Below are 19,735 nucleotides of genomic sequence, written 5' to 3' on the forward strand. Positions count from 1 at the left end.
CGACTAGTAAAAGGGTAAATAAAAACGCCGGCTACACGCCTGGCGCGGTTATACAGTTTTTCACGTGCGCCAGCGCGCTTTCGAGCGGCACGGCGCTGCGAGACATTTTTGCTTGCAGGTTGGCGCCTAACCAGAGGGAATAGAGCACCTGTGCCTGCGTGAGCGGATCGCCGGAGAAGGAGAGCGTTTTTTCATTGCGCCCGCTCTCCAGCGCCTGAGCCAGCAGTGCAATCACGCCGCTGGCCCCTTTATCCATGGCGGTGCGCATATCTTCGGAGAGATCGCACACTTCGGCAGACAGTTTTACCGTCAGGCAGCCGCTGATGATGCCCTGCTGACAGAACTGCGTCAGCGTTTCCTGATAGTAGTTCAGAACACGATCCCGGTAGTCACCTTCACCGCTGGCGAAGTGGGCTGCCAGGCGCTGATGGTAGCTGGCGTAGTGCCGCTCCAGCATGGCAACGCCGAACGCCTCTTTGGAACGAAAATAGTGATAAAACGATCCCTTAGGTACTTCAGCGGTTTTTAACAACTCGCTAAGCCCCATCCCGGTAAACCCGCGATGCATGCAAAGGCGCTCGCCGGTAGCCAGCAAATGTTCTCGTGTATCGTGTTCAGTGTGTCTGCTCATGCCCTTACTCTAATAGACCGTTCGGTCTAATGCAAGCCCGCTTGGCGACGACACTGTGACAGAATATCCAGCTGCGGCTGATAAACCGCTGATTTCACGTCCATCATGCCCAGAACGGTGGCGAATAAATTGTCCTGTGAAACCGCCTCTTTTGCGGCATGGTCACGCATGCAATCCGTGTTTACGCCGAAGTTTTTCGCATAATCCGGGGAGAGCCAGAACATAAAAGGAATATGCGTTTGCTGCTCCGGGGCCAGCATATACGGCGTACCGTGCAGGTAAATTCCGCTTTCGCCCAGCGATTCACCGTGATCGGAGAGGTAAATGAGCGCCGTGTTCATGTTGGCCTGCCGGGCTTTCAGTGCGTCGATGGTTCGGCTGACGACGCTGTCGGTATACAGAATCGTGTTGTCATAGGTATTGATCAGCGACTGATGATCGCAATCCTGAATTTCATTGGTATCGCAGGTTGGGGTGAACTTGCGGAAGCTATCAGGGTAGCGTTTGTAATAGGCCGGACCGTGGCTGCCCATCAGGTGAATAACCAGAACCGTATCCTGCTTTATTCCATCCAGCACGTTGTCCAGGCGGTACAGGTTAACGTCGTCGATACAGGATTTGTCCTTACAGAACTGATCCAGTTTCCACTGGGTCATGTCCGTGTGCGGCACGCGGTCGCAGGCGCCTTTACATCCGCCGTCGTTGTCGCGCCACAGCAGGTTGAACCCGGCGTGGTTAAGCACATCAAGCAGACCTTCCTGATGATGGGCGAGGTCCGCGTCATATTTTTTCCGCGTCATGCCGGAGAACATGCAGGGGACGGAAACAGCGGTTTCCGTGCCACAGGAGGAGGCCCGCGGGAAGTTGATGACATCCTGCTTTTTCAGCTCGGGGTTGGTTTCACGCGGGTAACCATTTAACGAGTAGTTTGCAGCGCGGGAGGCTTCGCCCACCACCACAACCAGCACGGTTTTCTTGCGTTGGCTGGCAATCAGCGCGCCTTTATGAGCATCTTCGCCAATGCGGACCAGCGTCTGGTCGCCGGCAAACCAGCGCATTTTGCTGTATTTCACCAGGGCGCTCACGTAATTCGCCGGGGTGACCATTTTTACGATGCTTTTGTTATTGCGGAACAGCGAAGCATAGTCTTTATAGAACACTGACGCGACCAGGATGATCACCAGCAGCGCACCCAGCATAGCGGCGAAGCGCGTCAGGAGGGCATACCACCATTTTCCGGTGCGAATGCGCGTCAGGGCTAACACAACAGATGGAACCAGACCCGCTACGACCAGCCACAGGATCATCTGCGGCGTCACCAGGGCTGTCGCTTCCTGAGAATTAGTCTCGAACACGTTCACAATCATGTTCTGATCGATAACCGCGCCATAGGTATACATAAACCAGGTCGCGGCGGCACATCCCAGGGTCAGGACAATCAGGAGCGGCTTACGAATATAGGGGATATTTAACAGGCTGAAGACAATCACCCAGCCGCAGAACAGTACCAGCGGCACGCTGGCAGCAAACAGGACATCGTGCAGATGCGCAGGCGCAATAATTGACCAGCTGCGCTGGATAAACAGTGCATTCAGTACGGTAAAGAAAAATGCACAGCCCAGAGTAAATTTTATATCGTTACAGTGTAACTTTTTTGCGAACCACATGATAAGCAGACCATTCGTTATATCAATGCGGCGAGTATAAGAAGGGAAGATTAGCGAAACCTTAATGTCCTGTTTGTGGCAGACATCCTTGCATGCAAGCCATTTAGGGTCTTCACTGTAGGGAATAATGACGTTCTGGAGGTAGGTGTGGCAGAGCAACTGGAATTTTTCCCTGTCCAGAGCCCGTGCCGGGGTATTTGCCAGGTTGATGAACGAGGATACTGTCGTGGCTGCATGCGCACGCGCGATGAACGTTTTAACTGGCAAAATTTCAGCGACGCGCAAAAGCAGGAGGTCTTACGGCTTTGCCGACAGCGTCTGCTGCGTAAAATTCGTGCAAACAAAGCGGTTGAACCCGAAGAACCTCAGCAACCTTCACTGTTTTAGCAGGGTAATTGCGTATACTGGTGACATGACTTCCTTGAGGAAAATGTTATGGTTCAGCGTATTACCCTTGCCCCACAGGGCCCGGAATTCTCCCGATTTGTTATGGGCTACTGGCGCCTCATGGACTGGAATATGTCTCCGGTCCAGCTGGCGGACTTTATAGAAGAGCATCTCGATCTCGGGATCACCACCGTCGATCATGCTGATATTTATGGCGGCTATCAGTGCGAGGCCGCCTTTGGCGAAGCGCTGAAGCGTGCGCCGGGGCTGCGTGAACGAATGGAGATTGTGACCAAATGCGGTATTGCCACCACAGCAAAACCGGAGCATGCGCTTGGACATTACATCACTGACAGCGCGCATATCGTTAAAAGCGCCGAGCAGTCACTGGTCAACCTGGCCACCGATCGTATCGACCTGCTGCTGATCCACCGTCCCGATCCGTTGATGGATGCGGATGAGGTCGCGGAAGCCTTCCTGACGCTGCACCAGAGCGGCAAAGTGCGCCATTTTGGCGTGTCTAACTTCACCCCGGCACAGTTTGCGCTATTGCAGTCTCGCCTGCCGTTTACGCTGGCGACGAATCAGGTGGAGATCTCGCCTGTTCATCAGCCGCTGCTGCTGGATGGCACGCTCGACCAACTGCAACAGCTGCGCATCCGTCCAATGGCATGGTCTTGCCTGGGAGGCGGCCGTCTGTTTAACGATGAGCCATTCCAGCCGCTGCGTAACGAGCTTGAAACGGTGGCGCGCGAACTGAATGCGGAGAGTATCGAGCAGGTGGTTTACGCCTGGATCCTGCGCCTGCCGTCTAAACCGCTGCCAATTATTGGCTCCGGCAAAATTGAGCGTGTCCGCGCTGCGCTTGTAGCTGAGGAGCTGGATATGACGCGTCAGCAGTGGTTCCGCATTCGTAAGGCGGCGCTGGGCTACGACGTACCCTGAGCACGCCTGAACCTGACTTTCCGGTGAAATCTGCGCCTCTGGTATAGACTTAAGGTGCAAAAAATAACCTGTGGAGGTCATATGAAGCGTTTTGCTCTGGCAATGGTCACGCTGGTTGTTTGCGCAGGGGCGCAGGCAGCCAGCGAGGACGTTGAAATGAATCTCGTCACTTCTCAGGGGGTAGGTCAGTCCATCGGGACGGTGAAAATCACCGAAACCGATAAAGGGCTGGAATTTGCTCCCGATCTCAAGGCTCTTCCACCCGGCGAACATGGTTTTCACGTTCATGCTAAAGGCAGCTGTCAACCCGCGATGAAAGAGGGGAAACCAACAGCTGCGGAAGCCGCAGGGGGGCATCTCGACCCGCAGAACTCCGGTAAGCATGAAGGCCCGGAAGGGATGGGGCACCTCGGTGATCTGCCGGTGCTGGTGGTAAATAACGATGGTAAAGCCACCGATCCGGTTGTGGCGCCACGACTCAAAAAGCTTGACGAGGTCAAAGGCAAGGCGCTGATGATCCACGTGGGCGGCGATAACATGTCCGATCAACCTAAACCGCTTGGCGGCGGCGGGGCGCGCTATGCCTGCGGGGTGATCTGATCGCCAATCGTTCCGGGTGGCGGCGCCTGTTCAAGCTGTGACAGGGAGCAGTGCAGCCGCCAGATAATGGATGCCAGATCGCGGGCCGCAGGCTGATGATGGTGCGCCAGCGTGTCGCAAATACGCTGAAGCTCGGCGAGCGTGACGCTCAGGGGGCGCTGCTGCACCCCGCGCTCGCTCATCACATCGCGGAGCATGGAAATACAGTTATCACGGACCTGCGACAGCGGATCGGAACGCGTCTCCCAGGCGCGCAACTGCCACACCACGTGCGAACAGTTTAGCAGCACCACGCCCCAGCGCAGTAGCCAGCGACGGGAGAGTGAATCCTGGCTGTTATTCAGCTGGCTGACATGATGGTAAACCAGCGATTCATACTCGCTTTCGCGCAGATGCGGCCTGCGGCTCAGCTGATCGACAAAACCCCTGCGCAACTCCCGAATATGCCTGCGGCTTTTACGCGCGTCCGAGCCCGGGCGTAGCACGGCGAAAGCCAGCCACGCCAGCCCCACGCCGAGGATCTTCGCCAGGTTGTCGTTGAGAAAATCAGCGTAATCGTAAACCGGTGGATTCGTTACAGAGATAAATGAGCCCATAAAAACAATTAACTGACCCCACAGACCGGCCAGTTTAGGCATTTGCAGTTTGAGCAACTGCATGGTGGTTAATAGCGGGAAGAGAAATAGCAGAAATTGCCAGAGGTCGGTTATCTGCACCATCAAACCAAATTTCACCACGAAGCTGAACAGCGACAGCAGCACCAGCGTACGCAGCAGAAGCGTCAGGGAGTTAAAGGGGGAAGCGGCGACGGAATAGAGCACGCAGCTTATTGCCGCAAGCGTCAGGGCCGCACTGCCCGCATCCCATTGCGTGGTGATGGCCCATGCGCCCACGGCCGTCAACGCGCAAAACGTACGAAAACCGCTCCACAGCGCCTCCATTGCGTCGGTATGCCGCGCCAGAGCAGGACTACCGGGAACGGAAAATTCGGTGACGGGCGTGGCATTCTCGACGGCTTTTAACCAGCGGCTGCTGCGCAGATACAGGCGGCAGAAATAGTTCAGACGCTGCCAGAAGGCGCGATGCCGGTAGTCATATTCATCCGCTGGGGCGAGCGGCGCGATAATGCGGGCCACGGTATAAATATCGGCATCCGAACGCGCAAGGGTAGCGAGCAGCGCCTCGATAATCTCCCGGGTATGGGCTGGGGGTGCAGGCCAGTTCAGCAACATCCGACGAAGGCTCGAGATCGCGCTCGTCATCCGCAATTGCTGGTGCAGTAAATAGTTCAGAAGCGTGTTCTGGCGACGAAAACGGTAGTGGCTCCAGAAAGCCTGGATGCGCAACAGGTTCATGGTCAGGATCTGGCCGATGACCTTTTCGTGCGCGAGGCGGATGTCATCGCTGCTGTCAGGCTGCCAGAGCAGGCTGGCATGTTCCAGCAAACGTGCGTGCATCGTTTTAAGTGCGGTGATAAGCGTAGTGCCATCTGAGGTACTGGGCAGGATCATCATCATGACGCCCCCGCACAGAATGCCGACCATCACTTCACACACGCGTGCCTGGGCGATATCCCACAGCTCAGTGGTATCCAGCACGTTGACGACCGGAAAGGCGATAATGGCCGCGGTGTAACCCGCCAGTTGAAACGCATAGGCAACGTTATTGGTAAAATGAGCGCAGGCCCAGGTACACAGCCCCAGCCATGCCGACATGCTTAACAAAAAGAGCCAGGGATCGTTCAGAGTATGGCCGGCAAGAAGCAGTGCGGCGGTTGCCCCCAGCAGGCTACCCGCCACGCGCCCGAGGCTTTTACTGATAACGCCCCCGACGGTTGGGAAGCTGACGACCGCCGCAGAGGTCATCGCCCAGTAAGGCTCATCCAGATTCAGATAATAGGCAACCGTAAGCGCAAGGCACATGGCGATGCCGTTACGCAGCGCGTAACGCCACTGCGGCCGTGTCGCTTTTATCCACGGCGTATTGCGCCAGGAGAAAGCTCCCAGGTTCATCATCGCGATCCGATGGCGACGGTGCAGGTTGTGCCAGAGACCAAGGTAATGTCTTTCGGCAGTTGATCAAACTCGACGCGAACAGGCACCCGCTGAGCCAGACGCACCCACGGTACGTTGGGTTTGATGTCGGGCACCAGGCCAGAATCGGTTTCCACGCTCTGATCGTAAATTGCCCGACCTATGCTGCTAACGTGACCCTGTAACGTTTCTGCGCCGCTGTAAAGCGTGATTCGGGCAGGCGCTCCCTCGCGGATATGGCGCAGCTTGGTCTCTTCAAAATAACCTACAACATAGAAAGAGCGGCTGTCGACCAGGGCAAAGACCGGCTGGCCTGTGGTGGCGTAATCCCCCACACGGGTCGACAAGCTCGTGATCCATCCATCCACCGGAGCTTTGACAACGGTCTGGGTCAGTTGCCACTCGGCCTGTTTCAGCGTTGCCTCTGCAACCTTCAGGCTGGCCTGCATGGCTTTTACATTGATATTGGCGGTATCGAGATCTTCCGCAGAGATGTAATTCCTCGACAGATGTCGGCGACGTTCGGCTTCGTTATTGGCTTTTGCCAGATCGGATTGAGCTTTTGCGAGCTGCGCCTGGGCATTGAGCACTGCAATGTGAAAAGGGGTCTCGTCGATGCGGAATAACACATCACCCGCATGAACGAACTGGTTGTCCTTCACCAGCAGCGCGCTGATACTGCCGGACACCTGTGGCGTGATGCTGACCTGTTCCGCGCGGATCTTGCCGTCACGCGTCCAGGGCGACTGCATGTAATAATTCCAGAGCCACCAGCCGGCGATAAGCGCCAGCGCTAAGACGAAAAGAGTGGAAAAATATTTTAACGTTTTCAATGCTATTCTCACCACACGGTTAACACGGCAAGGCCAAGACAGACGGAGAGGGTAAACAGGGAGAGATCCATTAACATCGGGTGCCAGATTTCACCGGAATACATCCAGTCGCGCAGCAGACGATGCGCAATGAGCCAGATCACAAAACCGACCATCACGGCTTTAAACAGTGGCGGAAAGTAGACCGATGCGCCAACAATCAGATCCTGGAGGGGCAACCCTGCGGAGAAGGAAAACAACGTCACAAGCAGCGATCCTTTGCGGTGGAATGAGGGCCACAATGGCAGATTTCAATGCGATGGCGCATTACCGTTCAGTGTAAATCATCCTTTAAGGAATGATGAATACCGTGATTGCATTTGTTTTGGCAATACAAATACTGCAAACTATTCTAAAATCACTATAATCACTTAGCAAGCTAATTATAAGGAGATGAAATTGGAATCGCCATTAGGTTCTGATCTGGCAAGGTTGGTACGCATCTGGCGTGCTCTGATTGACCATCGCCTGAAACCTCTGGAACTCACACAGACGCACTGGGTTACGCTGCACAACATCCATCAGCTTCCGCCCGATCAGTCACAGATCCAACTGGCAAAAGCGATTGGTATTGAACAGCCTTCCCTGGTGCGTACCCTTGACCAGCTGGAAGAGAAGGGACTCATCTCCCGACAAACCTGCGCCAGCGACCGTCGCGCCAAGCGGATCAAATTGACGGAAAAAGCGGCCCCGATTATTACTGAGATGGAAACCGTCATCAGTAAAACGCGAGGGGAGATCCTGGCCGGTATTTCACCCGCTGAGCTGGAGATGCTGATCGGACTCATCGCCCGTCTTGAGCAAAACATCCACGATTTACAGTCGCGCGACTGACGTTGTTCACTGGCCTTGCTCGTGCAAGGCCTTTGTCATGTTCTGAACACCACCACCCGGTTGCGGCCCGTCTCTTTTGCCTCGTACATGGCTTTATCCGCGCTTTCCACACAGGTTTCAGCGCTGGTTTCCGGCGAGGTAGCGGTGAATACTCCCATACTAATGGTAATCGGTTCCGGAAGCTGCCCACCGCTGCTGGCCTTGTCAAACCCGCTCAACTTGAGGCGAATACGTTCGGCAACCTGATGCGCGACATCGGACGGTGTATTTGTCAGCATGAGCACAAACTCTTCGCCGCCGATCCGCGCCGCGATATCCTGCGGTCGCACCGAATCGGTCAACAGGTTTGAGACAAACTGTAAAACCCTATCCCCCTGCAAATGACCGTAGCAGTCGTTAATGCGTTTAAAACGGTCAAGATCGCTCACGACCACCGATACCGGATGTGTCACCGTGGCCGTGTTTAGCGCGTGATTTAATGAATCATAGAAATAGCTGCGATTATAAAGACGGGTGAGGGGGTCGCGGATGGAATTTTGATAAGACTGCTGATATTTTACATGCGAGTCACGATACAAATTAAATACGTCGGAAAGTAAGATGAAAATAATCATTAACGTAGCGACAGTTTCGAATAACCGTGCCCGGTACCATGAAATATCTTCAGCGTGTCCGCCTAACAATAGCATGAGCAGAGTGACGATATAACAGACACATAAAAAATTGCCGCCGACCCAAAACAAATTCCTCACGCGGGTAATGGCCAACAGGGTGATTAACGTTACTACCCACAGGACGATCAAAATGATATTGATCGCCTGGCTCCAGAGAACCATAAACTGTCGGGTTTCATTATCCACCAGGTCCAGTGTGAGCAGGGTTGAATGGCTGGAATAGAACAATGCCAGCCCAAGCATACAGCCCGTAAAGAGCGAGGCGCCGACAACGATACCAACATGGGCGCTTCGTGAGAGCGCAGAATTGCGCAGGGTATACAGTAATGCTGCGACGATCATCAGCACCGCCATTAAAAAGTGGCGGAACATGTAGAAAATCATGGCGTCGTTATAGTTCGCTTCGTTGAACTGATAGAGATCAAGCCAGGCCGGGAAGCTGGCCAGTGTCCCCACCATCAGTAACGCCGAACCGGCAAAGGCCAGGGCAATGGGAACAAGATATAATCGCCTTTTGTCGCACCAGTATTTCATTGCCATAAAACAGGCAATAAACAGATGGAACACCAGAAGAAATATCGTCAGCGTAGGGAAAAACAAAGGTGAAAACGAAGGAACCCATGCAACAAGTTTTATAAAAAAACCTTGTAATACGGCAATGATAACAATGCACCCAAGCGCGAAGGCCACAAAGCGGTTCTTTACAAATCGACAGATCGCAAGCATAGAGAATTTAAAAATTAAAAAAGGAAAAAGAGATTGCGAAGAGTCTAAGCGAGGGAAATAAAAAATACTTTGCGCACGGACAAGAACGGGTGAAATGAATAATTCACCATGTGAATATATTGTGCCAATATATTATTGGAAATGATGATTTTGGTAAATGGATGCGGTCTGAAAGACCACATCCATCAGGATATTAACGCGGGGAGACGGTGACCTGGCTGCCGTTGCTTGCAAGAACAACACGCTGGCCAGCAGAGAAGCGGGTGTTACCCTGTTTCTGCACAACCATAATAGTGCTGCCATCGTCTTTGCGGATTTCCAGCTCAACGCCCTGAGTTTTGTTCATCGCACCCTGAACGCCCTGACCCGCTACGCCGCCTGCAACTGCGCCCGCTGCGGTCGCCAGAGAACGTCCGGTGCCGCCGCCAATGGTATTACCCAGGAAACCACCCAGCACAGCACCGCCGATTGCGCCCACCACGTTCGTGTCATCGCCACCCTGAATCTGAACAGGACGGGCATTAACGATAGTACCGTATGTCACGTTCTGTACCTGTTTAGCTTCAGAAGCACTATATACGTCGCCGGAGAGTGAACTGTCATTCACACAACCCGCCAGTGTTAAACCAATCAGCGAAACGCCCAGTACACGTAAAATCATTTGACTCTCCTGTTCACCAAAAAACGCCCGGTTGGGGCATCCGTTATGGCTAAATTATATGGCATTCCTGACCACAGTTCATATCTTTGCATGCCGAATAAATAAATTTTACCTGAACAGGGCTTAACGGGACATAAACAAACATCGCCTGTGCTACAGGTCTGAGATTGTTAAAAATTATTATCACCGCATAGCAAAGCCGCGTTATTTATGATGGAGTGTTTGCACTTAGCCCATGTAACGTAAGGAAAGCGCATGAAATCGGGTCGCTATATCGGTGTGATGTCTGGTACCAGTCTTGACGGTGTGGATGTCGTTCTGGCCGCCATTGATGAAAACATGGTGGCGCAGCAGGCAAGCCTGACCTGGCCAATTCCGGTCTCGTTAAAAGAAGAGATCCTGAACATCTGCCAGGGGCAACAGCTGACGCTTTCCCAACTGGGCCAACTGGATGTGCGTCTGGGGGCGCTGTTTGCTGATGCGGTACTGGCCCTGATGCAGCAGGAAAGACTCCACCCACAGGACATCGTGGCAATAGGCTGCCATGGGCAGACCGTCTGGCATGAACCTGTCGGCGAGGCGCCGCACACGATGCAAATTGGCGATAACAACCAGATTGTGGCAAAAACCGGCGTAACGGTGGTGGGTGATTTCCGTCGTCGTGATATGGCCCTCGGCGGGCAGGGGGCGCCGCTGGTTCCGGCATTTCATCAGGCGCTGCTGGCGCACCCGGTAGAGCGCAGGATGGTCCTGAACATCGGCGGGATCGCCAACCTGTCGATGCTTATTCCCGGGCAACCCGTGCGGGGGTACGATACCGGACCCGGTAATATGCTGATGGATGCCTGGATCTGGCGTCAGAGCGGTAAAGCCTATGACAAAGACGCGCAGTGGGCCAGCCAGGGGAAAGTGATCCTTCCCTTGCTGCAAACCCTGTTAAGCGATCCTTTCTTTGCTCTGCCTGCGCCAAAAAGCACGGGGCGGGAATATTTCAACTACGGCTGGCTTGAACGTCAGCTGGCGCGCTTCCCCGGCCTTGCGCCTCAGGATGTTCAGGCTACGCTGACGGAGCTCACCGCGGTGTCGATCTCTGAACAGGTGTTGCTGAGCGGCGGGTGTGAGCGCTTGCTGGTATGCGGAGGCGGAAGCCGAAACCCGCTGGTGATGGCACGCCTCGCCGCCTTGCTGCCGGGCACCGAAGTCACGACCACTGATGAAGCCGGGATCAGCGGAGACGATATGGAAGCGCTGGCCTTCGCCTGGCTTGCCTGGCGTACGGTTGCCGGTCTGCCGGGTAATTTACCCTCCGTAACCGGTGCGCGGGAGGCGAGCGTCCTCGGGGCCATTTTCCCCGCAAACCCGCGCCATAATCAGAGTTAACTGAAATTCAGCGGGAGGCGTAACCCGTAAAATAGGGAAAAACAGGAGGGCGGTTAGGCCCTCCAGGACCAGGATAGTCTTCGGAATCTGCCCATGAAAAAACTTCTTCTCATTGCTGTACCTTTTCTTATGACCGGATGCAGCGTCTATAACCAGTTCGTTGAGCGTATGCAAACCGATACGCTGGAATATCGTTGTGATGAAAAACCGCTGACGGTGAAGCTGAACAACCCGCGTCAGGAAGCCAGCTTTGTTTATGACAATAAGTTGTTGACGCTGAAGCAGGGAATGTCGGCCTCCGGTGCGCGCTACTCAGACGGGATCTACGTCTTCTGGTCGAAAGGCGACAGCGCCACCGTCTACAAGCGTGACCACATTGTGCTGAACAATTGTCAGCTTCAAAATCCGAAGCGTTGAGATTTTTGAAGGGGGCGCGCACAATAGCGCCACCCAATCTCACTTTCAGCTAACGCCATGTCAGATAACGACGAACTACAGCAAATTGCGCATCTGCGCCGTGAATACACCAAAGGCGGTCTGCGACGCCAGGATCTTCCCGCCGAACCGCTGGTGCTTTTTGAACGCTGGCTGAAGCAGGCCTGCGAAGCGAAACTGGCCGACCCGACCGCGATGGTTGTTGCCACGGTTGATGAAAATGGTCAGCCGTATCAACGCATCGTTCTTCTCAAGCATTATGACGAGAAAGGGCTGGTGTTCTACACCAACCTGGGCAGTCGTAAAGCGCATCACCTTGAAAATAATCCGCGTATTAGCCTGCTCTTCCCGTGGCATATGCTTGAGCGCCAGGTGATGGTTACCGGCAAGGCGGAGCGCCTCTCTACGCTCGAAGTGGTGAAATATTTCCACAGCCGCCCGCGCGACAGTCAGATCGGTGCCTGGGTCTCTAAACAGTCCAGCCGAATCTCAGCCCGCGGCGTGCTGGAGAGTAAATTCCTCGAACTCAAACAAAAGTTTCAGCAGGGTGAAGTACCGCTGCCGAGTTTCTGGGGCGGGTTCCGCATCCCCATTGAGCAGATGGAATTCTGGCAGGGCGGTGAACACCGTCTCCACGACCGCTTTTTATACCAGCGCGACAACGGTGGCTGGAAAATCGACAGACTGGCACCGTAATCCCCAAAATTTGTTGATTTAAGCGCTAGCGCACACCGCGCTGGCGCTTTATTCTATGGTCCTTTCGCATCAGGCGAAAAGTCGTGTACCGGCAAAGGTGCAGTCGTTTATACATGGAGAATTTGATGGCAAGCAGTAACTTGATTAAACAATTGCAAGAGCGGGGCCTCGTGGCCCAGGTGACGGACGAGGAAGCGTTAGCAGAGCGACTGGCGCAAGGCCCGATCGCGCTCTATTGCGGCTTCGATCCCACCGCTGACAGCTTGCATTTGGGGCATCTTGTTCCATTGTTATGCCTGAAACGCTTCCAGATGGCCGGCCATAAGCCTGTCGCTCTGGTTGGCGGCGCGACCGGTCTGATTGGCGACCCAAGTTTCAAAGCCGCTGAGCGTAAGCTGAATACCGAAGATACCGTGCAGGAGTGGGTGGATAAGATCCGTAAACAGGTTGCACCATTCCTGGATTTCGACTGCGGTGAGAACTCTGCGATTGCGGCGAACAACTACGACTGGTTTGGTGGCATGAACGTGCTGACGTTCCTGCGTGACATCGGCAAACACTTCTCTGTTAACCAGATGATTAACAAAGAAGCAGTGAAGCAGCGTCTTAACCGTGACGACCAAGGTATCTCTTTCACCGAGTTCTCTTACAACCTGTTGCAGGGGTATGACTTTGCCTGCCTGAACAAGCTGCACGGCGTATCTCTGCAAATTGGCGGTTCCGACCAGTGGGGTAACATCACCTCCGGTATCGATCTGACCCGTCGCCTCCACCAGAATCAGGTGTTTGGTCTGACCGTGCCGTTGATCACCAAAGCAGACGGTACCAAGTTCGGTAAGACCGAAGGCGGCGCGGTATGGCTGGATCCGAAGAAAACCAGCCCGTATAAATTCTACCAGTTCTGGATCAACACGGCGGATGCCGACGTTTATCGCTTCCTGAAGTTCTTCACCTTTATGGATATCGAAGAAATCAATGCGCTGGAAGAAGAAGACAAGAACAGCGGTAAAGCACCACGCGCCCAGTACGTGCTGGCGGACGAAGTAACCAAACTGGTTCACGGCGAAGAAGGTCTGGCGGCGGCGAAACGCATTACGGCGAGCCTGTTTAACGGGACCCTGAGCGATTTAAGCGAAGCGGATTTCGAACAGCTGGCGCAGGATGGCGTACCGATGGTGGAGATGGAAAAAGGCGCCGATCTGATGCAGGCGCTGGTGGACTCCGAGCTCCAGCCGTCTCGCGGTCAGGCGCGTAAAACCATCGCCTCTAACGCGATCACCATTAATGGCGAAAAACAGGCCGATCCGGAATACACCTTTACCGAGAACGACCGTCTCTATGGTCGCTACACGCTACTGCGTCGCGGTAAGAAAAATTACTGCCTGGTCTGCTGGAAGTAATTAAAAGTATGCAGGGGCGTGGGAAACCACGCCCCTTTTGTTTTGACAGGGTTTGGTAAGTACAACATGAAGAACATCCTCGCCATTCAGTCCCACGTTGTGTTTGGACATGCTGGCAACAGCGCTGCGGAATTCCCGATGCGCCGCCTCGGCGTTAACGTCTGGCCCCTCAATACCGTCCAGTTTTCGAATCACACCCAGTACGGTAAATGGACCGGCTGCGTGATGCCGCCGTCGCATCTGACGGAAGTCGTTCAGGGGATTGCGGATATCGACCAGCTTAAACGCTGCGATGCCGTACTGAGCGGCTATCTGGGATCGGCGGAGCAGGGGGAACATATCCTCGGCATTGTGCGCCAGGTGAAAGCGGCAAACCCCGCGGCGAAATATTTCTGCGATCCGGTGATGGGACATCCTGAAAAAGGCTGCATCGTAGCGCCGGGCGTTGCGGAGTTTCATGTCCGTCATGCATTGCCCGCCAGCGATATTATTGCCCCCAACCTGATTGAACTGGAGATCCTCAGCGAGCATCCGGTTAACAGCGTAGAAGAGGCTGTAAGCGCCTCTCGCGAGCTGATCGCCCAGGGGCCAGAGATTGTACTGGTGAAACACCTGGCACGCGCAGGGTTGAGCCAGGACCGTTTTGAGAAGCTGCTGGTGACGAAGGATGAAGCCTGGCATATCAGTCGACCGCTGGTGGATTTCGGTGCACGTCAGCCTGTCGGGGTCGGGGACGTGACCAGCGGTTTGCTGCTGGTGAAGCTATTGCAGGGCGCGAGCCTGCGCGATGCGCTGGAGCACGTCACCGCAGCCGTTTATGAAATCATGATTGCGACGAAGACGATGCAGGAATATGAGCTCCAGGTCGTCGCGGCACAGGATCGCATCGCGAAGCCGGAGCACTATTTTAGCGCAACGCAGCTATAGACACTGCCCGGCGGCGCTGCGCTTGCACGGGCCTACGGAATTTGTAGGCCGGGTAAGCGTCAGCGCCACCCGGCTCCCCAGGCCGCTCCGTTAATTCAACCCTTCCGCTTTCAGCGCCGCCGCCACCGCAGGACGCTCCGCCACGCGCGTCATATACGAGGCGACATGGTCTAATCCTTCCATGTTCAACTTAACCGCGCGCGCCCAGCGCAGAACGGTAAACAGATAGGCATCGGCGATAGTGAAACGCGAGCCACAGATCCACTGGTCGTCTTTCAGCGCGTCGTTAACGTACTGCAACTTTTTCTCCAGCAGCGCGCGCACGGTAGGTTTGTACTCTTCTGGCGTGTCCGGGCGGAACAGGGGCGTAAAGCCTTTGTGCAGTTCGGTGGCAATATAGTTCAGCCACTCCAGCGTCTTATAACGCGCAATGCTGCCGGTGGGGGCAAGGAGCTGACGATCCGGTACGTTGTCCGCCAGGAATTGCATAATCGCCACCCCTTCGGTCAGCAGGGTGCCATCATCCAGCAGCAGGGCCGGAACCTGCCCTTTTGGGTTAATCGCAAAAAAGTCATCCCCGTTTTCCAGGCGCTTTTTCATCAGGTCAACGCCGTCCAGCGTGAAATCTTTACCGCTCTCGCGAAGCGTAATATGGGAAGCAAGAGAGCAGGCGCCCGGTTTATAGAACAGTTTCATCGGTAACTCCTTTTTGCTGAGGTTCCAGCTATGTTAGTGCGCGTTCGGATAAAAAAAAAGCCGCTAATCAATTAGCGGCTTCTGTTCAGTCGTTTCCCGATGACATTACGCGTTCGCGGTTTTAATCGCTTTAGCGGATTTGTCGTCGTCCTGCGTCATACGATTCAGTTTAGGTGCGGTCAGCAGCATCAGTACGGCAATCACGGCGGTCGCGATACCAATTTGCATGAACACGGTGCCGTAGACATTCAGGGAAACCAGCGGGTCGGTAACGTTGTCTGGTACCGCCATCAGGTTCGCAATCTTACCTGCGATGATGGCCGCGCCAGCGGTAGTCAGGAACCAGCTACCCATGATGAAGCCCATCAGACGCTGAGGGACCAGCTGCGCAACCATCGCCAGGCCCAGACCGGAGATCATCAGTTCACCGATGGATTGCAGCGCATAGCTCAGGATCAGCCAGTTTACAGACACGATACCCGCGTCGGTCGCGAATTTCGTCCCCAGCGGCAGCACCAGGAATGCGCCAGAGCACAGCACCATACCGATAGCGAACTTGTGCGGCATAGGCAGACGGTCGCCCATCTTGTTATAGATAGCGGCCAGAATCGGGCTACCAATCATGATCCAGAACGGGTTCAGGGCCTGATACTGCTCCGGCTCGAACGCGATACCGAGGATGGAGTGCTCAACGTTGCGGATAGCGAAGAAGTTCAGAGACGTTGGCATCTGGCTGTACAGAACGAAGAAGATGATTGCTTCCAGCATCAGAATGAACGCCACAATCATCTTACGACGTGCCGCACCCTGCATCGCGAAGGCTTCTTTCGCGAAGATAATCACGATACCCAGCGCAACCACGCCCAGTACGGCACGTGCAACGCCCTGGTTATGCAGCAGCCAGGTGGCGACAGCGGCCAGGATCACGATGCCGACGATGGTTGCCAGCAGTTTGCCCATGTGCACGGGTTCGAAGTCTGGTTTTGAACCATAGTCTTTAACCCAGCTACGGCAGAACAGGAAGTTCACAACGGTGATCAGCATACCCACGAAGCTCAGCGCAAACGCTACGCTCCAGCCGAATTTTGCGGCCAGCCATGGGGTTGCCAGCATAGAGAAGAAGGAGCCGATGTTGATGGACATGTAGTACATGGTAAATGCACCGTCCAGACGTGGGTCATCTTTGCTGTAGCAGGTAGAGAGCAGGGAAGATGGGTTCGCCTTGAAGAGGCCGTTACCTACCGCGATGGTAGCCATGCCCATGTAAACCACACCTGCATCGTGCCCGGACCAGGCAACCAGCCCATAGCCAATCGCCAGAACAACGGCGCCCAGCATAATGACTCGTTTAGTACCGAGGACTTTATCGCCTAACCAGCCGCCGATAGCGACGAGGCCATACACCAGGGCGCTGAAGGAAGAGAATAGCGTGATGGAATCGGCTTCAGACATACCCAGCTGTTTAACCAGGTAAACCGCCATGATCCCTTGCAGGCCGTAGTAGCCAAAACGTTCCCATAATTCGATAGAGAAAATGAGATAGAACGCTTTAGGCTGTTTGAAAGCGTTAAGACTTACGCTCTCATCTGTTGGTTTATTGTTTGCAGTAGACACATATACCTCTTTTTTTACATCCCATATTAACGGGGGTGTTCATAGCGTGATGACCGTAGTCCATCCGCTTTATAGTTATATTGGGAGGGGAAACGGCGGGTAATGTTCACTATCCAGCCCCATCTGGCAATACGTTTGTAATAATCTGTTACATATAACTCTGGCGGTATAATCATCGGTTCACGCAAATGTTATGCAGCTTTAAATTTCATTGGTTGAAAATTAGTGGTTTTTTTGACTGTGAGCGACCCTGTTTAATGGCTGTATGGCGATATGTTCTGCTATTTCGGGTGATTGGCAGTGATATAGCCCATGTTCTGAAAAATGACTGGTCTTATGTGCGGTGTTGAATAGACGAAATCTTGTCTGACAAAGGGGTTGGGCGGGTTTTAACAACAAAAATCCAACATCAGGTTATCAGAGTGATCGCGATCACAGATGTATAGAAATTTTTGGTGATGAAAAAACTATTAACCTGTTTGAGTGTTAAATGACCGAAGAATCGACAATGCGTAAAGGAGAAAAAGAGGGCAATTTATGGTCACATGAGAAGATATCAGAGCCCTTGTTAATTCTAAGGGCTTGAACAGGTAAGAAGTAAGGTGGTTTACGCTCAGGGATAGACTTTTTCTTTGTATTCGCAGAGATCTTCGATAATGCAGGAACCGCAGCGTGGCTTACGGGCAATACAGGTATACCGGCCGTGCAGGATCAGCCAGTGGTGGCAGTCCACCTTAAATTCCGCAGGAACGACTTTTAACAGCTTCTCTTCAACCTCTTCCACGTTTTTACCCGGCGCGAAACGGGTGCGATTTGAGACGCGGAAGATATGGGTATCTACGGCGATGGTCGGCCAGCCAAACGCCGTGTTCAGCACCACATTTGCCGTTTTACGCCCGACGCCCGGCAACGCTTCCAGCGCGGCGCGATCTTCCGGGACTTCACCGCCGTGCTTCTCCAGCAGGATCCGGCAGGTCTTAATGACGTTTTCGGCCTTGCTGTTAAACAGGCCAATGGTCTTGATATAGGATTTCACACCTTCAACGCCCAGCTCCAGCATGGCCTGCGGCGTATTGGCGACAGGGTAGAGCAGGGCAGTGGCTTTATTGACGCTCACGTCCGTCGCCTGTGCAGAGAGCAGCACCGCGATCAACAGTTCAAACGGCGAGTTAAAGTTCAGCTCTGTCGTTGGATGAGGATTCTCATCGCGCAGGCGCGTCAGGATCGCAATGCGTTTCTCTTTATTCATACTGCTTTCTCGGGGATCCCTTCCTGTACGCTGCGTTCAGCGGCGCGGCGTTTACGTTTTTCATCAATCAGGTATTTTAACGCCAGCATCATCCCAAGGCCAATGAAGGCGCCAGGAGGTAGCATGGCCAGCAGGAACGGGGTGTCCGTATGGAACACCTCAATACGCAGCGACTTCGCCCAGCCGCCAAGCAGCGCGTCCGCACCGTCGAAGAGCGTACCGTTGCCCAAAATTTCACGCAGAGAGCCGAGGACGAACATGGCGGCAGTCGCGCCCATGCCGATGGAAAACCCATCCAGCGCGGATATGGCCGGATTGTTTTTCACCGCGAAGGCTTCAGCGCGGCCTACGACAATACAGTTAGTCACGATAAGCGGAATGAAGATCCCGAGCGACTGGTACAGGCCAAATGCGTAGGCGTTAATCAGCATTTGCACGACGCTGACCACCGACGCAATGATCATGACATAAATCGGAATACGGATTTCTGACGGCGTCCAGCGGCGCAAAACAGAAATGGAAAAGTTAGTCAGGGTCAGCACCAGCGTGGTCGCCAGCCCCAGCCCGAGCGCGTTGGTGGCGGTAGACGTCACCGCCAGCAGCGGACATAGCCCCAGCAGCTGCACCAGCGCGGAGTTGTTCTTCCAGAGACCCTGGACGATAACCTCTTTAACCTGGCTCATGGTCACTCCTCACAGGTGGAAAGATGATTGATCTGCGCGGGCAGCGTTTCGGCATACAGCCCGGCGCGCTTTACGGCGTTGACCACCGCGCGCGGAGTAATCGTGGCGCCCGTGAACTGGTCAAATTCGCCGCCATCTTTTTTCACCGCGAAAGCAGGATCGTCCTCGCCATGAATCATCTTTCCGGCGAAGTGTAAGATCCAGTCGCTTAAGCGTGTTTCAATTTTGTCGCCAAGGCCCGGTGTTTCGTGATGCTCCGTCACGCGCGTACCCAGTACGGTGCCGGAAAAATCGCTGCCCACCAGCAGCTGAATCGCACCGGAGTAACCGTCCGGCGCGGAGGCTTCCATGACGGCGCCCACGGGGTTATCGCCCTTGCGGGCAATATAAACGCGATGGGGTCCTTTACCAAGCTGCGGAGCCTGCACGACAAAGCAGCTTTTTTGCAGGTCATTATCGTAGAGATCGGATGGGATCACCTGATCGAACAGCGCTTTTTGCTGCTTCATTGCCTGCTCTGCAATGGTGGTTTTCGTCAGTTCATTTACCAGCGCGGTCAGCCCGGTGAGGGCGGCGGCGAAGATCGCCAGCGTGACGCCGTGTTTTTGCATTGTCTTTAGCATGG

At 54.3% G+C, this 19,735-nt stretch carries 21 protein-coding genes; 9 read left to right on the forward strand and 12 right to left on the reverse strand.

Annotated elements, in window-relative coordinates; translation table 11 throughout:
* Positions 1 to 31 precede the first annotated feature (31 nt).
* Together BFV63_RS09640 and eptA are read right to left on the reverse strand one after the other, a co-directional pair.
* Positions 32 to 631 carry a TetR/AcrR family transcriptional regulator gene (locus tag BFV63_RS09640; protein ID WP_003857618.1) on the reverse strand — a complete coding sequence of 200 codons (600 nt, stop codon included), beginning with the start codon at positions 629 to 631 and terminating at the stop codon, positions 32 to 34.
* A gap of 26 nt (positions 632 to 657) precedes the next feature.
* Positions 658 to 2,298, reverse strand: coding sequence for a phosphoethanolamine transferase EptA (gene eptA, locus BFV63_RS09645; protein ID WP_045350972.1), 1,641 nt, complete (start codon positions 2,296 to 2,298; stop codon positions 658 to 660).
* A 147-nt stretch (positions 2,299 to 2,445) separates the two neighbouring features.
* Here eptA and BFV63_RS09650 point away from each other — a divergent pair, with 147 nt between their 5' ends.
* The 3 genes from BFV63_RS09650 to sodC all read left to right on the forward strand — a co-directional run bounded on the left by BFV63_RS09650 (position 2,446) and on the right by sodC (position 4,230).
* Complete coding sequence (locus BFV63_RS09650; RefSeq protein ID WP_003857614.1) at positions 2,446 to 2,685, forward strand: DUF1289 domain-containing protein; 240 nt, start codon at positions 2,446 to 2,448, stop codon at positions 2,683 to 2,685.
* A 48-nt stretch (positions 2,686 to 2,733) separates the two neighbouring features.
* A complete protein-coding gene (locus tag BFV63_RS09655; RefSeq protein WP_045350973.1) occupies positions 2,734 to 3,630 on the forward strand; it encodes an aldo/keto reductase in 897 nt (298 codons plus the stop codon).
* Positions 3,631 to 3,711: 81 nt separating this feature from the next.
* Entirely contained in the window at positions 3,712 to 4,230 is a 519-nt protein-coding gene (gene sodC / locus BFV63_RS09660) for a superoxide dismutase [Cu-Zn] SodC (RefSeq protein ID WP_032609061.1), read from the forward strand.
* Here sodC and BFV63_RS09665 read toward each other — a convergent pair.
* From BFV63_RS09665 to BFV63_RS09675, 3 genes are read right to left on the reverse strand one after another with little or no spacing between them, the layout of a single operon-like run.
* Positions 4,209 to 6,242, reverse strand: a complete 2,034-nt coding sequence (locus BFV63_RS09665; RefSeq protein WP_045351003.1) for an FUSC family protein — start codon at positions 6,240 to 6,242, stop codon at positions 4,209 to 4,211. The two genes, sodC and BFV63_RS09665, sit on opposite strands and share 22 nt — an antisense overlap.
* Complete coding sequence (locus BFV63_RS09670; RefSeq protein ID WP_032610212.1) at positions 6,242 to 7,102, reverse strand: efflux RND transporter periplasmic adaptor subunit; 861 nt, start codon at positions 7,100 to 7,102, stop codon at positions 6,242 to 6,244. The genes BFV63_RS09665 and BFV63_RS09670 overlap by 1 nt, the downstream gene beginning before the upstream one ends.
* 2 nt (positions 7,103 to 7,104) lie before the next feature.
* Positions 7,105 to 7,341, reverse strand: coding sequence for a DUF1656 domain-containing protein (locus tag BFV63_RS09675; RefSeq protein ID WP_003857607.1), 237 nt, complete (start codon positions 7,339 to 7,341; stop codon positions 7,105 to 7,107).
* A 187-nt stretch (positions 7,342 to 7,528) separates the two neighbouring features.
* Between BFV63_RS09675 and slyA the strand changes: the two genes are divergently transcribed.
* Entirely contained in the window at positions 7,529 to 7,969 is a 441-nt protein-coding gene (slyA, locus tag BFV63_RS09680) for a transcriptional regulator SlyA (RefSeq protein WP_006808997.1), read from the forward strand.
* Positions 7,970 to 8,004: 35 nt separating this feature from the next.
* On the opposite strand, the gene BFV63_RS09685 is transcribed toward slyA, so the two are convergent.
* Together BFV63_RS09685 and slyB are read right to left on the reverse strand one after the other, a co-directional pair.
* The gene (locus BFV63_RS09685; protein WP_022650943.1) at positions 8,005 to 9,369 is read right to left on the reverse strand and encodes a GGDEF domain-containing protein; all 1,365 of its coding nucleotides are present in this window, start codon (positions 9,367 to 9,369) and stop codon (positions 8,005 to 8,007) included.
* A gap of 193 nt (positions 9,370 to 9,562) precedes the next feature.
* Positions 9,563 to 10,030 (reverse strand): outer membrane lipoprotein SlyB, encoded by a 468-nt coding sequence (slyB, locus tag BFV63_RS09690; protein WP_003857604.1) that lies wholly within the window; start codon positions 10,028 to 10,030, stop codon positions 9,563 to 9,565.
* 255 nt (positions 10,031 to 10,285) lie between these two features.
* Between slyB and anmK the strand changes: the two genes are divergently transcribed.
* The 5 genes from anmK to pdxY all read left to right on the forward strand — a co-directional run bounded on the left by anmK (position 10,286) and on the right by pdxY (position 14,868).
* Positions 10,286 to 11,410, forward strand: a complete 1,125-nt coding sequence (anmK, locus tag BFV63_RS09695; protein ID WP_022650944.1) for an anhydro-N-acetylmuramic acid kinase — start codon at positions 10,286 to 10,288, stop codon at positions 11,408 to 11,410.
* A gap of 93 nt (positions 11,411 to 11,503) precedes the next feature.
* Positions 11,504 to 11,827 carry a C-type lysozyme inhibitor gene (gene mliC / locus BFV63_RS09700; protein WP_048240911.1) on the forward strand — a complete coding sequence of 108 codons (324 nt, stop codon included), beginning with the start codon at positions 11,504 to 11,506 and terminating at the stop codon, positions 11,825 to 11,827.
* Between the two features lie 57 nt (positions 11,828 to 11,884).
* Positions 11,885 to 12,541 carry a pyridoxamine 5'-phosphate oxidase gene (gene pdxH, locus BFV63_RS09705; RefSeq protein ID WP_003857601.1) on the forward strand — a complete coding sequence of 219 codons (657 nt, stop codon included), beginning with the start codon at positions 11,885 to 11,887 and terminating at the stop codon, positions 12,539 to 12,541.
* Positions 12,542 to 12,666: 125 nt separating this feature from the next.
* Entirely contained in the window at positions 12,667 to 13,941 is a 1,275-nt protein-coding gene (tyrS, locus tag BFV63_RS09710; RefSeq protein WP_003857600.1) for a tyrosine--tRNA ligase, read from the forward strand.
* Between the two features lie 66 nt (positions 13,942 to 14,007).
* Complete coding sequence (pdxY, locus tag BFV63_RS09715) at positions 14,008 to 14,868, forward strand: pyridoxal kinase PdxY (RefSeq protein ID WP_048240908.1); 861 nt, start codon at positions 14,008 to 14,010, stop codon at positions 14,866 to 14,868.
* A 90-nt stretch (positions 14,869 to 14,958) separates the two neighbouring features.
* On the opposite strand, the gene gstA is transcribed toward pdxY, so the two are convergent.
* The 5 genes from gstA to rsxG form a co-directional block, all read right to left on the reverse strand.
* Positions 14,959 to 15,564, reverse strand: coding sequence for a glutathione transferase GstA (gene gstA, locus BFV63_RS09720; protein ID WP_003857598.1), 606 nt, complete (start codon positions 15,562 to 15,564; stop codon positions 14,959 to 14,961).
* Between the two features lie 105 nt (positions 15,565 to 15,669).
* Positions 15,670 to 17,178 (reverse strand): dipeptide/tripeptide permease DtpA, encoded by a 1,509-nt coding sequence (dtpA, locus tag BFV63_RS09725; protein ID WP_003857596.1) that lies wholly within the window; start codon positions 17,176 to 17,178, stop codon positions 15,670 to 15,672.
* A 613-nt stretch (positions 17,179 to 17,791) separates the two neighbouring features.
* Positions 17,792 to 18,427, reverse strand: coding sequence for an endonuclease III (nth, locus tag BFV63_RS09730; protein WP_003857594.1), 636 nt, complete (start codon positions 18,425 to 18,427; stop codon positions 17,792 to 17,794).
* Entirely contained in the window at positions 18,424 to 19,110 is a 687-nt protein-coding gene (locus BFV63_RS09735) for an electron transport complex subunit E (RefSeq protein WP_003857592.1), read from the reverse strand. The genes nth and BFV63_RS09735 overlap by 4 nt, the downstream gene beginning before the upstream one ends.
* Before the next feature lie 2 nt (positions 19,111 to 19,112).
* Complete coding sequence (gene rsxG, locus BFV63_RS09740) at positions 19,113 to 19,733, reverse strand: electron transport complex subunit RsxG (RefSeq protein WP_048240907.1); 621 nt, start codon at positions 19,731 to 19,733, stop codon at positions 19,113 to 19,115.
* Positions 19,734 to 19,735 lie beyond the last annotated feature (2 nt).

This window comes from Enterobacter hormaechei subsp. xiangfangensis (assembly GCF_001729785.1).
GTDB classification, from domain to species: Bacteria; Pseudomonadota; Gammaproteobacteria; order Enterobacterales; family Enterobacteriaceae; genus Enterobacter; species Enterobacter hormaechei_C.